The sequence below is a fragment of the Frigoribacterium sp. VKM Ac-2530 genome (assembly GCF_015350835.1).
Lineage (GTDB): Bacteria > Actinomycetota > Actinomycetes > Actinomycetales > Microbacteriaceae > Frigoribacterium.
The window spans coordinates 1,300,677-1,318,792 of sequence record NZ_JADKSE010000001.1; the positions used below are offsets into that span (position 1 = coordinate 1,300,677).

At 75.0% G+C, this 18,116-nt stretch carries 17 protein-coding genes and 1 pseudogene; 9 read left to right on the forward strand and 9 right to left on the reverse strand.

Translation table 11 applies throughout. From position 1 onward, the window contains the following. Positions 1-30: 30 nt before the first annotated feature. Together ITJ48_RS06135 and ITJ48_RS06140 are read left to right on the forward strand one after the other, a co-directional pair. Positions 31-408: a hypothetical protein gene (locus tag ITJ48_RS06135; protein WP_194612799.1), complete on the forward strand. Its 378-nt coding sequence runs from the start codon at positions 31-33 to the stop codon at positions 406-408. Positions 409-448: 40 nt separating this feature from the next. Next, positions 449-1,729, forward strand: coding sequence for a M18 family aminopeptidase (locus ITJ48_RS06140; protein ID WP_194612800.1), 1,281 nt, complete (start codon positions 449-451; stop codon positions 1,727-1,729). Positions 1,730-1,853: 124 nt separating this feature from the next. Here the strand turns inward: ITJ48_RS06140 and ITJ48_RS06145 are convergent, their stop codons facing one another. After that, a complete protein-coding gene (locus tag ITJ48_RS06145) occupies positions 1,854-2,543 on the reverse strand; it encodes an alpha/beta hydrolase (protein ID WP_194612801.1) in 690 nt (229 codons plus the stop codon). Between the two features lie 48 nt (positions 2,544-2,591). Here ITJ48_RS06145 and ITJ48_RS06150 point away from each other — a divergent pair, with 48 nt between their 5' ends. Beyond that, entirely contained in the window at positions 2,592-3,200 is a 609-nt protein-coding gene (locus tag ITJ48_RS06150) for a DUF1990 family protein (RefSeq protein ID WP_194612802.1), read from the forward strand. 95 nt (positions 3,201-3,295) lie between these two features. Next, positions 3,296-4,429 (forward strand): alpha/beta fold hydrolase, encoded by a 1,134-nt coding sequence (locus ITJ48_RS06155; protein WP_194612803.1) that lies wholly within the window; start codon positions 3,296-3,298, stop codon positions 4,427-4,429. Positions 4,430-4,455: 26 nt separating this feature from the next. On the opposite strand, the gene ITJ48_RS06160 is transcribed toward ITJ48_RS06155, so the two are convergent. The 3 genes from ITJ48_RS06160 to ITJ48_RS06170 all read right to left on the reverse strand — a co-directional run bounded on the left by ITJ48_RS06160 (position 4,456) and on the right by ITJ48_RS06170 (position 8,541). After that, positions 4,456-5,736, reverse strand: coding sequence for an Nramp family divalent metal transporter (locus tag ITJ48_RS06160; protein ID WP_194612804.1), 1,281 nt, complete (start codon positions 5,734-5,736; stop codon positions 4,456-4,458). Positions 5,737-5,925: 189 nt separating this feature from the next. Then, entirely contained in the window at positions 5,926-6,642 is a 717-nt protein-coding gene (locus ITJ48_RS06165; protein WP_194612805.1) for a hypothetical protein, read from the reverse strand. 192 nt (positions 6,643-6,834) lie between these two features. Further along, positions 6,835-8,541 (reverse strand): hypothetical protein, encoded by a 1,707-nt coding sequence (locus tag ITJ48_RS06170; protein ID WP_194612806.1) that lies wholly within the window; start codon positions 8,539-8,541, stop codon positions 6,835-6,837. A 269-nt stretch (positions 8,542-8,810) separates the two neighbouring features. Between ITJ48_RS06170 and ITJ48_RS06175 the strand changes: the two genes are divergently transcribed. From ITJ48_RS06175 to ITJ48_RS06195, 5 genes are all read left to right on the forward strand, one after another. Continuing rightward, positions 8,811-9,734, forward strand: a complete 924-nt coding sequence (locus ITJ48_RS06175; RefSeq protein ID WP_194612807.1) for a CoA ester lyase — start codon at positions 8,811-8,813, stop codon at positions 9,732-9,734. A gap of 149 nt (positions 9,735-9,883) precedes the next feature. After that, positions 9,884-10,549, forward strand: a complete 666-nt coding sequence (locus ITJ48_RS06180) for a PadR family transcriptional regulator (RefSeq protein WP_228506212.1) — start codon at positions 9,884-9,886, stop codon at positions 10,547-10,549. A gap of 215 nt (positions 10,550-10,764) precedes the next feature. Beyond that, positions 10,765-11,859 (forward strand): glutamate--cysteine ligase, encoded by a 1,095-nt coding sequence (locus tag ITJ48_RS06185; protein ID WP_194612808.1) that lies wholly within the window; start codon positions 10,765-10,767, stop codon positions 11,857-11,859. Positions 11,860-11,945: 86 nt separating this feature from the next. Beyond that, entirely contained in the window at positions 11,946-12,818 is an 873-nt protein-coding gene (locus ITJ48_RS06190) for a DNA/RNA non-specific endonuclease (protein ID WP_194612809.1), read from the forward strand. A gap of 181 nt (positions 12,819-12,999) precedes the next feature. Next, complete coding sequence (locus ITJ48_RS06195; RefSeq protein WP_194612810.1) at positions 13,000-13,950, forward strand: hypothetical protein; 951 nt, start codon at positions 13,000-13,002, stop codon at positions 13,948-13,950. Positions 13,951-14,014: 64 nt separating this feature from the next. Here the strand turns inward: ITJ48_RS06195 and ITJ48_RS06200 are convergent, their stop codons facing one another. The 5 genes and pseudogenes from ITJ48_RS06200 to ITJ48_RS06220 form a co-directional block, all read right to left on the reverse strand. Continuing rightward, a complete protein-coding gene (locus ITJ48_RS06200) occupies positions 14,015-14,374 on the reverse strand; it encodes a hypothetical protein (RefSeq protein ID WP_194612811.1) in 360 nt (119 codons plus the stop codon). A 10-nt stretch (positions 14,375-14,384) separates the two neighbouring features. Then, positions 14,385-14,960, reverse strand: coding sequence for a GNAT family N-acetyltransferase (locus ITJ48_RS06205; RefSeq protein ID WP_370544801.1), 576 nt, complete (start codon positions 14,958-14,960; stop codon positions 14,385-14,387). Positions 14,961-15,046: 86 nt separating this feature from the next. After that, complete coding sequence (locus ITJ48_RS06210) at positions 15,047-16,447, reverse strand: peptidoglycan DD-metalloendopeptidase family protein (RefSeq protein WP_194612812.1); 1,401 nt, start codon at positions 16,445-16,447, stop codon at positions 15,047-15,049. Between the two features lie 272 nt (positions 16,448-16,719). Further along, on the reverse strand, positions 16,720-17,388 hold the full coding sequence (locus tag ITJ48_RS06215) for a histidine phosphatase family protein (RefSeq protein ID WP_194612813.1): 669 nt from the start codon (positions 17,386-17,388) through the stop codon (positions 16,720-16,722). Between the two features lie 64 nt (positions 17,389-17,452). Next, a pseudogene (locus tag ITJ48_RS06220) lies at positions 17,453-18,103 on the reverse strand (nucleoside/nucleotide kinase family protein); the annotation flags it as partial. Between the last annotated feature and the right edge of the window lie 13 nt (positions 18,104-18,116).

Genomic DNA, 18,116 nt, shown 5'->3' on the forward strand with positions numbered 1-18,116 from the left:
GAACGGCACCGCCCACGAGAGGACGACCCCATGAGCACCAGCCACGACCACGAGCCCCACGACGACGCGACCGAGAGCCACGCCACCGAGGGCAGCGCCCTCGAGGAGCGCCTCGAGGAGGCGGCGCTCGCCTCCCACGACGACGCCGCCCCGACCTCCGCCGGGCACCCGGCCGACGGAGCCACCGACACCCAGGGCCGTCCCGCCGGGGACGGGGACGCGACTCCGGAGGGCGACGTCACCGAGCGCCTCGGCGGCCCGTTGTCGGGCGAGGACGGCTACGTCGCCGTCGACCCCGCGGGTGTCTCCGGGAACCGGACGGACGGGCTGACCGCCGACGACGAGGACGGCCGTGGCGAGAGCGGGGCCGAGCCCGGCGCCCAGGTCACGGGCAGCGGCGGGCGCTGACGACGCCGCCCCGTCGCCGGCATGGTGCAAGCTGGTGGGGATGACTTCCTCGCGCGCGCACCTCGACGACTTCGCCTCCTTCATCCAGGCGTCCCCCTCCTCCTTCCACGCCGCGGCCGAGGCTGCTCGTCGGCTCGACGCGGCCGGCTTCACGGCCCTCGACGAGACGGCCGAGTGGCCGACCGGTCCTGGACGGCGCTACGTCGTCCGTGACGGCGCCGTGATCGCGTGGGTCGAGCCGGGCGGCGCCTCGTCGACCACTCCGTTCCGGGTCGTGGGCGCGCACACCGACTCCCCCGGCTTCAAGCTCAAGCCGAAGCCCACGACGGGCACGCGGGGCTGGGTGCAGGCGGGCGTCGAGGTCTACGGCGGCCCGCTGTTCAACTCCTGGCTCGACCGCGACCTCGAGTTCGCCGGGAGGCTCGTGACCCGCTCGGGCGAGACCCACCTCGTGCGGACCGGGCCGCTCCTCCGCATCCCCCAGCTCGCGGTGCACCTCGACCGGGGCGTCAACGCCGAGGGGCTCAAGCTCGACCCCCAGCGTCACCTCGCCCCGGTGGTCGGCGCCGGACCGCTCGACCAGGCCGACGTGCTCGGCCACCTCGCGGGCCTCGCCGGCCTCTCGGGCTCGGACGTGGTCGGCTACGACGTGGTCGTCGCCGACACCGCCGCCCCCGCCGTGCTCGGCCTCTCGGGCGAGCTCTTCGCGGCCGGGCGGATGGACAACCTCTCGTCGACCCACGCGGGGCTGGCGGCCCTCCTCGCGACGGCCTACGCCGAGCTCGACCACGTCGCCGTGTTCGCCGCGTTCGACCACGAGGAGGTCGGGTCGGCCACTCCGTCCGGGGCCGCCGGGCCGTTCCTCGAGGACGTCCTCGCCCGCGTCTCGGCGGGTCTCGGCGCCGACGCGACCGACCACCGGCGCGCGCTCGCGGCCTCGTGGTGCCTCAGCGCCGACGCCGGGCACGCCGTCCACCCGAACTACCCCGAGCGGCACGACCCCGCGAACCAGCCCGTCGTCAACGGCGGGCCGCTGCTCAAGATCAACGCGAACCAGCGCTACGCCACCGACGGTCTCGGCGCGGCCGAGTGGGTGCGGGCGTGCGAGCAGGCCGGCGTGCCGTTCCAGGAGTTCGTCTCGAGCAACAGCGTGCCGTGCGGCTCGACCATCGGGCCGATCACGGCGACCCGCCTCGGCATCCGCACGATCGACGTCGGCGTCCCCCTGCTCGGCATGCACTCGGCGCGCGAGCTCTGCGGCGTCGACGACCCGGCCTCGCTCTCGTCTGCCGCCGCTGCGTTCCTGGCCCCCGCCTCCTAGGGGCTCGTGCTCGCAGGGCGGGCGGGTCCGTCGTCAGCGGTCCGTCACGAGCGCCCGTGCAGGACGAACCCGCCCGCTTCGCCGGCGCAGCCGTGCGGCCGCCGACCGACGGCCGCCCTGTACGTCAGCCGAGAGCGACCTCTCCTCGCTGGCCCAGGGCCCACGCGGTCATCGCCGGCCACTCCCCGAAGCCGGAGTCGGGGGTGAGGTGCCCGCCGCCGCGCACCACGACCTGGCGGCCGTCGAGGCGGCCGCGCCAGGTGTCGCCGAGGCCGAGGGGGAGCCACGGGTCGTCGTCGCCGGCCACGACGACCGAGTCGCCGACGGCACCCGTCCCCAGGAGACGGCTGTCGAACAGCAGCACGTCCCGCGCACCTGCATCCGCGTCCGAGCCGTCGGCGCCGCCGTCACCGTCACGGTCGCCGTCGCCGTCGCCGTCGCCGTCGCCGCCGTCGCCGTCGACGAACGCGTGCACGACGTCCTGCCCCGCGATGAGCTCGGGCGACGGAGGCGACACGAGCGCGACCCGGTCGGCCGCGAGGGGGCGTGCCCCGGCCTGGATCCGCAGCCAGAGCAGGGTCGAGAGGCTGTGGCAGACGACCGTCACCGGGCCGGGGCCGAGGGCGGCGTGCTCCGACCGGACCGCCGCCTCCCACGCTGCGAGGTCGGGCTCGTCCGGCGAGGGCAGCTGCGGGTAGCGCACCGCGAGGCCGCGCCCCCGCAGCTCGTCGGCGAGGAGGTGCTGCCAGTGGTCGGCGGGGCGCCTGTTCTGCCAGCCGTGCAGCAGCAGGAACCCGGGCGCGCTCGTCGTCATCCGCCGATCCTGCCCGAGCCCGGCCGGCGGACGTGCCAGGCTCGACCCATGTCGTCACAGAGCGTCCCGCCCGGGTTCGTCGACGCGTGGGCCTTCGAGGGCGAGCCCACGCTGTCGGGCCCTGTCCCGGAGGGCTTCCACGTGACGGCGGTGTCGCGACTCGTCGGCCACGGAGCGGACGACGCACGGATCGCCGGGGACGCCGTCCTCGGCTGGCAGGTGCACCGGCGCTCCGGCTTCGTCCCGCTCCGGGCGCCCGACCGGGTGCAGGTCGGCGCGGTCAGCTGCTGGGCGATCCCGTTCGGGCCGCTGCGCCCCCGGGTCGCGTGCAAGGTCGTCCGGGTGCTCGACGACGAGCCCGTCGCCGACGTCGCGGACGACTCCGCCGACCCACGCGGATCAGCACGGCAAGGCGGCACCCCGGTGCTCCCCCGCTCGACGGGGTTCCTGCACGCGGCCCTGGTCGGCCACCCGCAGCGCGGCTGGGAGAGCTACCTCGTCACGCACCACCCCGACGACCGCGTCACCCTCGACATCCGCGTCGTCTGGCGCCCGGGAGCCTGGTGGATGCGCCTGGCGGGCCCGGCGTCCGGGCTCGCGCTGCGCCTCCTGCTGCGCCGCAACCTCCGCGCGCTCGACCCCGTCCTGCGCCGCTGAGCCTCGGCCCCCGCCGGGGTGCGAGACTGGTCGCCCACCGTCCCGCACCTCCTGCCCCCGGCAGCGCTGTGGCGCGGACACCGACGAGGAGGCGCATGGCCGTCACACGCACCGGCTCGCGCAGGCGAGGCCGCGACGAGTCCAGCACCCGCGTGCGCGTCAGCCGGGTCGAGCGCGGCGACCTCTGGGTGCGCGTGAGCACCATCGGCACGACCGGCGAGCGCCCGTTCGTGCTCGTCCCCGGCATCGGGGTCTCGTCCGACTACTTCGAGCGGCTGGCCCCGAACCTGAACTCGTTCGGTCCCGTGCACGCCCTCGACCTGCCGGGCTTCGCGGGCGTGACGCATCCCCGCAAGGCCCTGACGATCCGCCAGTTCGCCGACCTCGTGGGCGCCGCCATCGACGACCTCGGGCTCAAGGACCCCATCGTCGTCGGCCACTCGATGGGCACCCAGATCGTCACCGACCTCGCGGCCCGGCGCCCCGAGCTGTCGACGCTCGTGCTGATCGGCCCCGTCGTGAACCCCGCCGAGCGACGCGTGACCGTCGCGGCACGGCGGTTCCTGCAGGCCGCCTGGCACGAGCCCGGCCGGGTCAAGGTGCTCGCGCTGCGGGCCTACCTCGTCTGCGGCGTGCACTGGTTCTCGCAGGTCCTGCCGAAGATGATGACCTACCCGATCGAGCAGCAGCTGCCGAAGGTACGCGCCCACACGCTCGTCATCCGCGGCGAGCACGACGCGGTCGCACCGCGCAGCTGGGTCGAGCAGATCGGGCGGCTCGTGCCGTCGTCGCGGCTCTGGGAGATGCCCGGCGCGGCCCACTCCGTCATGCACGCGCACGCGGAGGAGGTGGCGCGGCTCTGCGTCGAGCACGCCGAGCAGCCCCCGCGGCCAGGCGAGGGCGGCGAGCTGCAGCACTACGCGGACGCCGGCGACGGCACCGAGCGGGGCGAGTTCGACTTCACCCCGCAGGAGGCAGCGCAGGCGGTGCGGGCCACCGTCCGCGAGGGCGTCGCCATCGCCCGCGGCGACGACGCCGCCATCGGCGAGGCCAAGTCCGAGCACGCCGAGGCGATGCTCGCGGCCCACGACCGCGCCGAGCGACGCCGAGCCGACGAGCAGTCAGAGGAGGCGCAGTCGGACCAGGAGGCGCGGGCCGACGACGAGGACGCCGACGACGGCAGCCGCACTGGCAGCACCGAGCGGGACGGCCGGACCACCGCCTCCTAGGCTCGCTGCTCCCAGGCTCGCGGCCCCTAGCCCGCGCCCGTCACCGTCAGGACGATCAGCGCGACGTTCAGCGCGATGACGACCGCGATCGCCGCCCACGCGGCGACGCGCGTGCCGGTCGCGTTCCGCCCCGTGCCCATCAGGCGCGCGTCGCTCGTCACCACGACGAGCGGGACGAGGGCGAACGCGATCCCGAAGCTCAACACCACCTGGCTCAGCACCAGCAGCCAGGTCGGGCTGACGCCCGTCGCGAGCAGCACGAGGGCAGGAACGAGCGTGACGACGCGGCGCACGAACAGGGGCACCCGCACCTTCAGCAGCCCGTGCATGATCTCGGCGCCGGCCATGGAGCCGATCGAGGTCGAGGCGAGTCCCGACGCGAGCAGCCCCACCGCGAAGAGCACGCCCACGACCGGCCCGAGGGCGTCGCGGATGGCGTCGTGGGCGCCCGGGATGGTGTCGGTGCCGGTCCGGCCGGGCAGCGTCGAGGCGGCCAGCACGAGCATCGAGATGTTGACCCCGCCGGCGACGACGAGCGCCAGCACGACGTCCCACCGCGTGGCCCGCAGCACCCGACGACGGTCGTCGCCCTCGGTGACGGTGCCGTGGTGGTCACGGACGAGGGCGGAGTGCAGGTAGACGGCGTGCGGCATCACGGTCGCCCCCAGCATGGAGGCGGCCAGCAGCACCGACTGCGCCCCCTCGAAGCGCGGCACGAGCCCCTCGAGCATGCCGGGGCCCGACGGAGGCGAGAAGAACAGGCCGGCGCAGAACCCGACGGTGAGGATCGCCAGCATCCCGATGATGACCGACTGGAACACGTGGCCCCCGCGGTACTGCGTCAGCATCAGCAGCCCCAGCGACACGACGCCCGTGATCAGGCCGCCGACGACGAGGGGGACGCCGAAGAGCAGCTGCAGCGCCAGTGCACCGCCGATGATCTCGGCGACGTCGGTGGCCGCCGCGACGACCTCGGCCTGTCCCCAGTACGCCAGCCGGGCGGGGCGAGGGAGCCGGCGTCCCATCACCTCGGGCAGCGACTGCCCCGTGACCACGCCGAGCTTGGCCGACAGGTACTGGACGAGCACCGCGATCGCGTTCGCGGCGACGAGCACCCACAGCAGCAGGTACTGGAACTGCGCGCCGGCGGTCAGGTTCGCCGCGACGTTGCCCGGGTCGACGTACGCGATGGCGGCGACGAACGCCGGGCCGAGCAGGGTGCCGCGCGGCCTGGGGTGCGGGCGCCGTGCCGGTCGACGGTCGGGCGCCTCCTGCACGGCGGGGCCGGGGGGTCGTGTCGTCGCCATGCCTCGACCCTACACAGGTTTCGGGGACCCGAACTTTCACTTGCTGCACCGTGAAACCGCCTGCACTGCACCGCGCTGAGCGGGTGCGGAGGAGGCGCCGGCCGGGCGACGCGAGGAGCCCCGTCCCGCAGACGCGGCACGGGGCTCCTGTCCCGGCGTCGAGGTGCCGACGCCGGTGTTCCTGCTCGGCTACTCGGTCGCGACGGTGATCTTCGCGACGCCGACGAGCATCTCGTCCTGGACCGCGTCGGTGTCGAACGTGGCGTTCAGCAGGGCCGCCGCGTCGGGGCTCACGTGCACGGTCGTGCCCTCGAGGACGGCGTTCGCGCCCTCCGTCCGGAGGGGCTCCAGGCTGCCGCCCCAGAGGTTGAAGAGGTAGGCGTCCTGCGCCGCGATCGTCCCGTTCGCGGTCACGGTGCCGTAGAGCTTGCTCTCGCCCGGGTCGATGCGGAAGTCGCTCAGCTCGACGACCGTGCCGTCGGCGGCGGTCAGCGACAGGCCCGAGGCGTCGTGGTCGATGTTGCCCTGCACGTAGGGGCGCACGTCGCCCTCGGGGTCGTAGTAGGTCACGTTCCCGCCCGTGATGGGGAACGAGAAGGTGCCGTCGGTGAACGTCGCGTCGCCGACGACCCCGGGGGTGAGGCCGAGGGTGCCGAGCGCGTCGACGAACGAGGCGTCGACGGCGACCTGGGTGTCCACGCCGCCCGTGAGCGCCGGGATCGTCGCCAGGGGCTCCTCCGTCGACTCCTCGGCGGGCTCGGTCGCGTTGACGGGGTGCGTCGGCGCGGTGTTGTTGCTCTCCGAGTCGGAGGTGGACGAGCAGGCCGCGAGGCCGAGCACGAGGGTGCCCGCCGCGACGACGGCGAGGGTGCTGCGGACGAGGGAGGAGCGGTCGAGGAGGTGCATGAGGGTCCTTTGCGTGTCGCTGCCCGTGTCGCCGCTGCTGCGCGGCGTCGCGGGCCGGTGTCGGTGGTTCGGTGCGTCGGTGGTTCGGTGCGTCCGTGCGTCGGTGGTTCGGCTCGCGGGCCCTGCCGGATTGCCGGACCCGCTCACGGCGGGGGCCCCGACGGCGACCTGGCCGCCGTCAGGACCCGGGGATCAGACCTGGTGCTCGGGCACGAAGCGGTCGACCTTGCGGTGCCAGCGCTGTCCGAGGAGGCCGCCGAGGACGGCCCCGGCGAAGCTCAGGACCACGAGGAGGCCCAGGAAGACGATCGACTCGACCGAGGTCGACGACATGTCGTCCATGGAGGGGATCATCGGGTTCGGCGCGGACTGGTCGCCGGCCTGGACACCGATGACGGCGCCGACCACGCCGACGACGATCGTGATCACGAGGCCCCACAGCCAGGTGGCCAGGCCCTGCTTGAAGCCGGAGAACCGGGCGACGCGCGAGGCCGTGAACCCGCCGACGAAGTACCCGGCGAAGACGATCACCAGGACGACGATCCCGGTCGTGATCGAGAGGACCTCGGCGTTCTCGCCCAGGTAGCCGCGGAAGCCCCCCGAGCTCGAGCCGGACGACGCGGCGACGACGGCGGAAGCGATCGCGGCGAAGACGACGAACACGGAGACGCCGAAGCCCGTCGCGGCCAACCAGCCGAGGAGGCCGGCGCCGAAGCGGATGCCGGAGAACTCCTGCTTCTGCTCCGTGAGCAGCTCACGGCGCAGGGCGACGGGGTCCGCGGTCTCGGCCACGAGCGGGTACGCCTGCGACCCGGTGGCCGGACCGGCGCCTCCCGGACGACCGGCCACACGGCCGTCGTCCGTGCGCCAGGAGGAGGTGGGGGCGTCGTCGCCGCGGCCGGGTGCCGCCACGGGGGCGACCACGGTCGGCGAGTCGTCGCGTCGGTCGCCGTCGTCCGCGGCGTCGCCGTCGACCCGCGAGCCGTCGTCGCCGGGGGCACGGTGGGCCTCGGCGGCGCGGAGGGCGTCGTCGTCGTGCAGGGGACGGCCGGAGTCGTCCTGGGGCGAGGCGGACCAGGCGCGCGACGCCGGGGGCGTCGGGGCGACGACGGGCGGGACGACCCGGGCCTCGTCGTCACGACGGTCGGCGTCGTCCGCGCGGCGGGCGTCGTCCGCACGGTCGCGGTCGCTCGCGCGGTCGGCGTCCCTCTGACGGTCGACGTCGTCACGACGGTCGGCGTGGTCGTCGTCTCGCAGGTCGGCGTCGTCGCGGGGCGCGGGCTCGACGCGGTCGTGGAGGACCTCGGTGTCGGCGTGGTCGGACGACGCACGCTCGTCGGAGCCCGGCAGGCGCTCGTCGTCGGACGAGGGATCAGGCGTCGTCGTCGCGGCCGGTGCGGCGAACGCACCGGTGCCGCCACGGACGTCGGCGTCGCCTGAACGGTCGACGTCGGCGGAGCCCGTGTCGCTCGTCCGGTCGGCGGGGGCGTCGCCGAACGCGACGGCAGGCGGCGCGGCCGGGCCCGTCGACGAGTCAGGAGACGTGGTCGACGTGTCGTCGGCACGACGGTCGGCCGCGCCGTCGCGGTCGCCCGCACCTGAATCCTCGACGCGGTCCTCGGGTGCGACGGCGGGCTCGGCAGGCCCGTCGGACGGTGCGCCGAAGTCGACGGCGGGCCGGTCGGCAGCGGGAGCGCCGAAGTCGACCGCGGGCCGGTCGGCAGCGGGAGCGCCGAAGTCGACGGCGGGGCCGTCGGCGGGGCGATCGCCCGTGTCGGCGTCGCGGTCGTCGCGGGTCAGCGCCGCGTCGTCGAGCGGGTCGCGGGCGGGCTCGCGCGGGGCGCGGTCGCGGGCGTCGCCCTCGTCGGCGCGGTCTCTCGGGGTGTTCGCGTCGGTCATGGCAGCTCCTCGTGATCGTGGCCTCGCGACGCCCCGGGGCACGTCGCCGGTGCTCCGTGACCCCGGGTGTCGCCTGTGGTCTTCCTGAACGGTACGCCCGACAGCCGCGTCAGGGCTGGACCCCTCGCCTGCCGGGCGGAGACCCGTGGCCGCGCGTCGCTGCGCGCCGTCGCCCGCGGGCTCCGGGCGGCCCGGTAGCGTGGTGGGGCACGCCGCCCGCGACGAGCGGACCCGGCGAGACGCGACGACGAGACAGACGAGGACGTCCCATGACCGACACAGCCACCACCGCCGGCGCCCCCGACGCCGCCCCGTCCGGCTCCGCCGCCACGGGAACGACCACGACGGGCTCGACCACGACCGGCCGCTCGAAGCCGCCGGCCGACATCGCCCGCTCGTGGCTGCTCGTGCCCGGCACGGCCCCCGAGCGCTTCGACCAGGCCGCGCACTCCCGCGCCGACCAGATCGTGCTCGACATCGAGGACGCCGTCGACCCGGCCCGCAAGCCCGCCGCCCGCGACGACGTGGTCGCCTGGCTCACTGCCGGCGGCAGCGCCTGGGTCAGGATCAACGACCGCTCGACCGACTTCTGGTCGGACGACGTCGACGCCCTCCTCGGCCTGCCGGGCCTCCAGGGCGTCATGCTCGCCAAGACCGAGGCGCCCGAGCACGTCACCGAGACGTTCGACCGGCTGGGCGGCGCGGTGCGGGTCCTCGCGCTCGTCGAGTCCGCGCTCGGCATCGAGGAGAGCCCCTCGATCGCCAAGGCGCGCGGCGCGTTCCGCCTCGCCTTCGGCAGCGGCGACTACCGCCGCGACACGGGCACGAGCGCCGACGACCTCGCCATGGCCTACCCGCGCTCCCGCCTGGTCGTCGCGAGCCGCATCGGCGGCCTGCCCGGCCCGATCGACGGCCCCACCGTCGGCAGCAGCCACCCCGTGCTCCGCGAGCAGGCGGGCGTCGCCGTCGCGCTCGGCCTGACGGGCAAGCTCTGCCTCGACGTCGAGCAGCTGCCCGTCATCAACGAGGTCATCAGCCCGACGCCGTCCGACGTGGCCTGGGCCCAGGACTTCCTGGCCGACTTCGAGGGCCGCGGACGCGTCATCCGCGACGGCAGCGACCTGCCCCGTCTCGGCCGCGCGCAGAAGATCGAGAAGCTCGCCACGGCGTTCGGCGTCGCGCCGGCCAGCTAGCCGACCGAGAGCAGAGCCGAGGAGGCGCACCCCACCAGGGTGCGCCTCCTTCTTTTTGTCGACCCTTGACAAGCGATAGTTAACGACATATCTTTGATACATCGCGACAACCACCGCGACACAGACTTGAGATCGAGAGGACGTTCCCCATGGGCAACGCACACCACCACATGAACCCCGACCACCCCGACCACTCCGACCGCCGTGACCAGCACGACCGCTTCGCCGGCGGCGGCCGCTTCGGTCGCCCCTTCGCCCGCGGCGGCCGCCCCGGCAGCGCCGGCTTCGGCCCCGGCTTCGGCCCCGGGGGCCCCGGCCCCTTCGGCGGCTTCCCCGGGTTCCCCGGCTTCGGCCCCGGCGGCCACCGCGGCGGCCGCGGCCGAGCCCGCAAGGGCGACGTCCGCCTCGCGGTCCTGTCGCTGCTCGCCGACGCCCCGTCGAACGGCTACGGCCTGATCAAGGCCATCGCCGAGCGCACCGACGGCGTCTGGAAGCCGAGCCCCGGCTCCGTCTACCCCACGCTGCAGCAGCTCGTCGACGAAGAGCTCATCGTCGCGGGCGACGAAGCCGCCAAGGGCGAGTACTCGCTCACCGAGGCCGGCCGCACCTACGTGACCGAGCACGCGGACGCCGTCGAGGCGGCCTGGGCCGCCACGACCGGGGACGAGGCCTCGGACGAGTTCCGCGAGAGCCTCGGCAAGCTCTTCGGCGTCGTGCAGCAGTTCCGCTCGGGCGTGACCGACGCGCAGCGCGCGGCGGCCACCGCCAAGCTCGACGAGACGCGGCGCGCGCTCTACGCGATCCTCGCCGACTGACGTCGGACGGGTCCCGCCCAGGAGGCGCGGTGCAGGCACGCCTGCACCGCGCCTCCTTCCTGTGCCCCCTCGGCGACGGCCCGGAGCTCGGCCCCGCACGTCTCCCCCGTCCCGCGCACAGGACGCGCGTACCCCGTCGTCACGGTCGCCTCTCGGCCGATCGGCGGGCGCTCCCCGGCCGGGTCGCTAGCATCCCCCCGACGACAGGGGGCCGCATGACGACGTTCGGCATCGAGGAGGAGTTCATCCTGGTCGACCCCGTGACCCTGACGCCGGCCGACGTCGCCGCGTCCGTGCACGCCGAGCTGCTCGGCTCGGCCCACGAGTCGAAGTTCGTCAGCCACGAGTTCCTGGCGTCGCAGATCGAGCGCTCGAGCCCCGTTTTCACGCAGATGGACCAGGCCGAGGCGGACCTCGTGACCTTCCGTACCCGGCTCGCCGCCCAGGCCCGCAGTCGCGGCGTCGTCGCCGCCGCGGTCGGCACGCCCTTCATGTGCAGCGGCTGGCCGGCGGTGACCGACACCGAGCGGTACCACCGTGTCGAGGAGGAGTTCCGCGGCCTCGTCACCGACCACCTCATCAACGGGACGCACGTCCACGTCGGGGTGCGGTCGCGGGACGTCGGCGTCGCTGTGCTGAACCGGGTGCGCACCTGGCTGCCGACGCTGCTCGCCCTCACGGGCAACTCGCCGTACTGGCACGGTGCCGACACGGGCTTCGCGAGCTGGCGCGCGATGCACATGCGGCGCTGGTCGACCGGCGGCTGCCCGCCTCCCTTCGCGGACGCGGCCGACTACGACCGGCGGATCCGTCGGCTCGTCGGCGTCGGCGGCACCTACGACACGCGCACGATCTGGTGGAACGCCCGACTCGCGGAGGACCACCCCACCGTCGAGGTCCGGGTCGCCGACGCCCAGCTCGACACGGGCGGTGCCCTGCTCGCCGCGACCCTGGTGCGCGCCCTCGTCGACACGGCCCGCGCGGAGGCCGAGGCGGACGTCGCCCCGCTCGAGGTCGAGCCCGAGCTGCTCGACGCCGGCCTCTGGCACGCCGCCCGTGACGGGCTCGGCGGCGAGCTGCTCGACCCCGTCGCCGGGGAGCTGCGCGGGTCCCGGGAGGTGCTGCACCGCCTCCTCGTGCACGTCGGCGACGCGCTCGACGCGTCGGGCGACCACGAACGGACGCGCGCCCTGCTCGACCGCGTGACGACCGAGGGGACGGGCGCCGAGCGGCAGCGCGCGGCCGTGCGGCGCGGCGGCCCCGCCGAGCTGCGGCGGCTCTGCGAGACGGCGCTCGTGGCCCGCGCCTGAGCGGCGACGGCACGGAGGCACGGGCCGGTGTCGGAGGGGCAGTGCACGATGGGCTCGGACCACCCACCGACCACCAGGAGGCGCGGATGACGATCGCAGACGACCAGCCGGAGGCGGCAGCCGCCCTCGGGTACGACCCCGGGTTCCTCGCCGTGCAGGTGCCGCTGCCCCGCCCCGGCCCCCGTGCCGTGCGAGAGCTGCCCTACGCGCACTTCACCGTGCTGCTCGATCCCGGCCGGCGCCTGGCGGCGCTGACCGCGGTGAACGTCGACGGGTCCTCGCTCGTCGACCTCGAGCGGGGCGACGACTGGCACCTCGACGAGCGCGTCGCGGCCGACGAGCAGTGCGGGCCAGAGGTCTACGCCCGCAACGACCTCGACCGGGGCCACCTCGTGCGGCGCCGCGACCCGGTCTGGGGCACGCCGGCGATCGCGTCGCGCGCGAACCTCGACTCGTTCACCTACACGAACGCGGCGCCGCAGGCCGGCGACTTCAACCAGTCGTCCGAGCTCTGGCTCGGCCTGGAAGACCTGGTCCTCGAGTACGCGGCCGTGCACCAGCAGCGCCTCACCGTGCTGACCGGTCCGGTGCTGCACCCCGGCGACCCGACCTACCGCGGCGTCCAGCTGCCGCTCCGATTCTGGAAGATCGCGGCCTGGTCGACGCGCGACGGCGCCGCGCTGCGCACCTCCGCCTACCTGCTCGACCAGTCGCCCCAGCTCGACGACGCCGACCTCGGGCAGGCGACCGCCCGGGCCGGCGACGAGGGCGAGCTGCCCCCGCTCGGGCCGTACCGCACCTTCCAGGTGCCGGTGCGCGACATCGCCGCACTGACCGGGCTCGAGCTCGCGCAGCTGGCCGAGGCCGACTCCCTGCAGGTCGTCCCGACGGTCCGGCCGCCGTCGGGGCTCCCCGAGGGGTGGGTGCCGCTCGACTCGCCCGACCAGCTGACGTTCTAGCGGGGCACGCCGGGTCGGATCGGATCTCGGCCCGGGTCTGCCCGGCCCGGCCCGGCTCGGCCCGGCCCGGCTCGGCCCCGCCCGGCTCGGCCCGGCTCGGCCCCGCCCGGCTCGGCCCGGCTCGGCCCCGCCCGGCTCGGCTCGGCTCGGCCCGGCCGGCTCGGCTCGGCCGGAGGTGGGCGTGGCAGGATCCGTCCTCGTGCCTCCCGATCCTGCCGCCCGTGACGTCCCCGACGCGCGGGGCCCACGACGCCTCACGGACGATCCCGCGACCGTCCTGACCCTCTGGCGCGAGCACGACGTCGTGCCGGATCGGGCGACCCCTTGGCGCGACGTGGTGGCGGAGTTCGACGTCCCGGTCGATGCGAGGGCGTCGGCCGACCTCGTCCGCCCCCTGCTCGACGACCCCGAGCTGCACTGGACGCCCGGCCTGCGACGAGGCGTGCTGGCGCTGCTGCCCCGCAGCACCGCGATGGTGCGTGTCGTGCTGTCGTGGGAGTGGTCGGTCGAGGCTGCCGACTTCTCGGTCCACTCGCTCGAGCCGGAGCCCTTCTCGTCCGACGACCTCGTCGCCCTCGAGCGGTGGCTCCGCGACGCCGCGCGACGGCTCGCGTCCGAGGCCGACGCGGTCGAGGCCGCGGTGACCCGGGTGGTCGACGACGTCGTGTCGGGGCTCGACCGGAGCGCACCTCCTCGGCTCACCTCGACGCCGGCTGACGGCGACGCTGTCGACGACTCGGACGACGCCCCCGGCCGCACGATCGGCACGGCAGTCCTGGGTACCCGCGTCGCCGGGCCGAATGCCGGGTCCGGCCACGGAAGGGTCGACGTCCGTCTGCCCGACCCCGGCGACCCTGGCCACGAGGTCCTCGTCGACGTCTCGACGGGCCGCCTGCTCGGACACCGGACCACGCTCGCCGACGAGGGCGACCCCTGGGCGTTCCGCTACGTCGTGGTCGACGAGGTCGAGGCCGGCCCGGCCGAGGGACCGGCCGACGTCGTCCCGGCCGACCTGGTCCACTGGCACGACCAGCACATCCAACGGCAGATGCTCGCCGACGACGCCCGCCAGGCGCTGGTGCACCTGCTGGCCGGACTCGACGCGCCGGCGTCGGTGGGCTACCGCGGCTGACCGGCCGAGCGGGCTCGAGACACGCTCGGGACAGACCTGCCGGGCACGGGGACGGGAACGGGGACTACGGCCGCCAGTCGACGATGGCGACGAAGCGGCTGCCCACGCCGGTCACCTCGCTGCGCGCCGTGCCCTGTTCGGGCTCGGGCAGCTCGTCGACACCGTGGTCGTCGCAGCTGAGGTGCGTCCAGGAGGGCCACCACTTCTTGGGCCGGGCGGCCTCGTGGTAGCCGCACACCACGCAGGCCAGATCGACCCAGACGGGCTTGCCCGTGCGGTTCGCCCGGGACTGCAGCAGCCACGCGGGCGGGGACTTCTCGAGCTCGAGCAGCTCGTCGAGCGTCAGCGTCGCGGGGATGCCGTGCCGCACCGCCATCTCGAGCGGGATGTCGAGCTGCAGGGCAGCGTCTCGTCGCGTGATCATCGCGCCCAGCCTACGGGGCGACCAGCACCTTCTCGAAGCAGATCGAGTTCGGGAGCGCCTCGACGTAGGGCTCGTACGTCGGGATCGGCCGGTAGCCGACGCGTTCGTAGAGGTGGACCGCCTCGGGCTGGCGATCACCGGTCTGCAGGATGAGCCGCGGCGCCCCGGCGGCCCGCGCGACGGCCTCGACCTCGGCCATCAGCACCCGGCCGAGGCCACGGCCGCGCTCGGTCGGGTCGACGATGACGCGCTTGACTTCCCACTCGCCGTGCAGGTCGCGCAGGACGGCGTGCGCGACGGCACGGCCCGCGTCGTCGGTGACGAGGACGGTGGCGTGGACCTGCTCGGGGTGCACGCGCAGGGCGTCGTCGCGGGCGGCCGTGACCGCCGGGTCCTCCACGACGCCGGGGTCGGAGTAGCGCTCGTTCATCTCGGCGTCCATGCGCGCCCGGAGCTCGAGGGCCCGAGGGTCGTCCCACGCGACGTGCTGCACGTGCAGCGCCGCCCCGGACGAGGCGGCGGGGACGCCCGCCTCGAGGGGCGAGGGCTGAGGGAAGACCTGGGCAGGAGGAGCGGCGTTCGTCACCGAGACATCCTGCCATCGCCGCCCCGGAACTCCCTGCACGCTGTGCACGTCGCGCCGGAGCCGGGAGACTCCGGACCCCGTGCCCGCTAGCGCAGGCTGACGCCCCGGGCGGCCATGAACGGCACCGGGTCGGTCGAGGCGCCGTTGACGCGCGTCTCGAAGTGCAGGTGGCAGCCGGTCGAGTTGCCGGTGGAGCCGACGAGGGCGATGAGCTGGCCGGCGACGACGGACTGGCCGTTGCGCACCTTGATGCCGCCGTTGACGATGTGGCCGTAGGCCGTGCTGAGGCCGCCGCTGTGGGCGATCCGCACATAGTTGCCGTAGCCGCCGTAGGCACCGGCGTAGTTCACCGTGCCCGCGGCCGCCGCGTAGATCGGGGTGGAGCAGCCGGGCGCGAGGTCGACGCCGTCGTGCAGCTTCCACTCCTTGGACACCGGGTTGACCCGGTAGCCGTAGCCGCTCGAGATGCCGCCGCCGCTGGGGCGGACCCAGCCGGAGCCGGATCCCGACCCGCCGCCTCCGCCGGAGGACACCGGGGGCGCCGCCGGGGCAGGGGCCGGGGCACCGGCGCTCGGGGCAGGACGCGCGGCGGCAGCCGCGGCTGCTGCTGCGGCCGCCGCCGCACGCTGCTGACGCAGCTCCTCCGCCTGGCGGGCAGCTTCGGCGGCAGCCGCGGCCTGCTCGGCGGCGACGCGCTGGCGCTCCGCCTCGACGCCGGCCTCGTACTGCTCCTGGGTCTGTGCGGTCGTGTCCTGCAGCACGGCCAGCTGCGCCTGGAGGCGCGACTCGTTCTCCTGCTGCGCGGTCACCGCAGCCGTCGCGGCGTCGGCCGCGGCCTGCGCCTCGTCCATCGAGACCTGCGCCGTGTCGCGGAGGCCGACCAGCGCCTCCTTCGCGACCGCAGCCTGGTCGCCGAGCGACTGGGCCACGTTGCGGTCGGAGACGGCCTGCTGACGGATGCCGTCGGCCTGCTCGGTGATCTTGCTCATGGCGCCGAGGCGGTAGAGCAGGTCGTCGGCGGCCTCGCCGTCGCCGACGAGCTGCGTCGAGACGTCGCCGCCGCCGGTGCGGGCGAGCTGCGCGGAGACCTGGCCGGCGCGCTTCTCGCTCTCGTCCGCGATCGCGTTCTTCTCGTCGACCTGCGCCTCCAGCCCGGCGAGCTTCGCGGCGCCCTGGTCGGCGAGGTCCTGTGCGGCCTGGAACGCGGCGCCCAGGCGCTCGGCCTCGGCCTGCGCGTTCACCGCGTCGGACTGCAGCTGGTCGAGCAGCCCCTGCAGCTCGGAGATCTGTGCCTGCTTGGACGACTCGTTCGCCTGGGCAGCCTTGACGTCGTCCCAGGTGGGGTAGGTCGCTGCGCGCGCAGGCGAGCCGCCGACCACGACACCGGCGACGACGAAGACCAGCGCGAGGAGCATCGTCGAGACGACGGCGAACGCGCTGCGCGAACGCAGGGCCGGGAGCAGCGGTGCAGGCGGCAGAGAACTCACGTGGTCGTGTCCTGACTCGAGGGGGGCGACCTGCGTCGAGCTGCCTGTCGGCAGCTCGTCACCGAGGTCGGATGCGTGACCACCCTACGGCGGAAGAGGGCGAGGGTAAACCCGAGGTAGAAGGTTCGGGTGTCACCCGACGACCCCCAGATGTGGGGCCACTCCCGTTCACACGAGTCACACGAGTCACAGCGCCCCCGTGATCTGTCCCCCGATCCGGGCTCGGCGAGCGTGGTCGGTCAGCCGGTCGACCCCGCCGCGCGGACCGCAGGTCAGACGGCCTCGCCGGTCGGGTCGCTCGCGGCCGGGTCGGCGAGGAGGGCACCGCCGACGGGCTCGTCGGCCCACTCGACGAGCTGCCAGCCCTCGGAGGGACTGCCCTCGCAGACGACCACTCCGGTGTTGGCGAGCTGGTGCGCACGGACGAAGTCGGCGTCGACGTTCGACGCCCGTCGCCCGGCCCAGCCTCGGATCGCCGCCCCGTGGCTGACGAGGGCGACGACGTCCTCACCCCGTGACGAGGACTCGGCGACCGCGCTCTCGACGGCGCCGTCGAAGCGGGCGAAGAACGCGTGGCCGTCCTCGGCGCCGGGGACGCGAGCGTCGAGGTCGCCGTCGACCCAGCGCAGGACGGTGCCGAGGTAGGTCGACACGGCCTCGTGGTCGGAGCGCAGCTCGAGCTCGCCCGCCTCGACCTCGCGCAGGCCGTCCCGGACGGTCGGCACGAGGCCGAGGGAGGCGGCGAGCGGGGCCGCGGTCAGCTGCGTCCGCAGCATGGTGCTGGTCGACAGCGCCCGGATGCCCGCCGCGGCGAGCGCCCCGGGCAGGGCGGCGGCCTGCTCGAGGCCGAGGTCGGTGAGGCCCGGGCCGGGCACGGTCGTGCCGAGCTCGCCGCGGACGTTGTCGGGGGTCTGACCGTGTCTGATGAGGTAGAGGCGCATGGCTCACCACCCTACGGACGGCCGCCGACACCGCCCCGGGCGCGGGGCAGCCGGCGAGCACCGCGTCGGCGCGCTCGCGGGTGGCACGGACCAGCGCGGCCGAGCGCCCGTCGGGGCCGGACGCCCAGGCGAGCGCCGCCTCCTCGGACATGCCGTGCCGCACGTGCCGCGCGACGAGGCGCCGCAGCCGCTCGACCTGCGGCACCTCCACCCACCAGGCGAGGTCGAGCTCGGCGCGGGCGCTCCGCCACGGCTCCTGGTCGACGAGCAGGTAGTTGCCCTCCACGATCACCACCTCGACGTCGGGGGCGACCTCGATCGAGCCGGCCACCGCCTCCTCGAGGCCCCTGACGTAGTCGGGAGCCCAGACCGTCTCGCCGGTCCCTAGCCGTCGGATGCGACGGAGGAGCGCGAGCCAGCCCGTCCCGTCGAACGTGTCGATCGCGCCCTTGCGGTCGAGCCGACCCAGGCGGGCGAGGGTCGCGCCGGCGAGGTGGAAGCCGTCCATGGGCACGACGACGGCCGGGGTGCCGGCCGCGACGAGCGCCTCGACGAGCAGCGTCGCGGTCGTGCTCTTGCCGCTGCCGGGCTCGCCCGCGAGGCCGACCACGACGCGCCGACCCGTCCTGGCCCGGAGGCCGACGAGGCTCTCGACGGCGTCGTCGACGGCGATCGGGTCAGGACCCGGAGCCGGCAGGTCCGCTGGCGACGTCACGACCGAGCTCGCG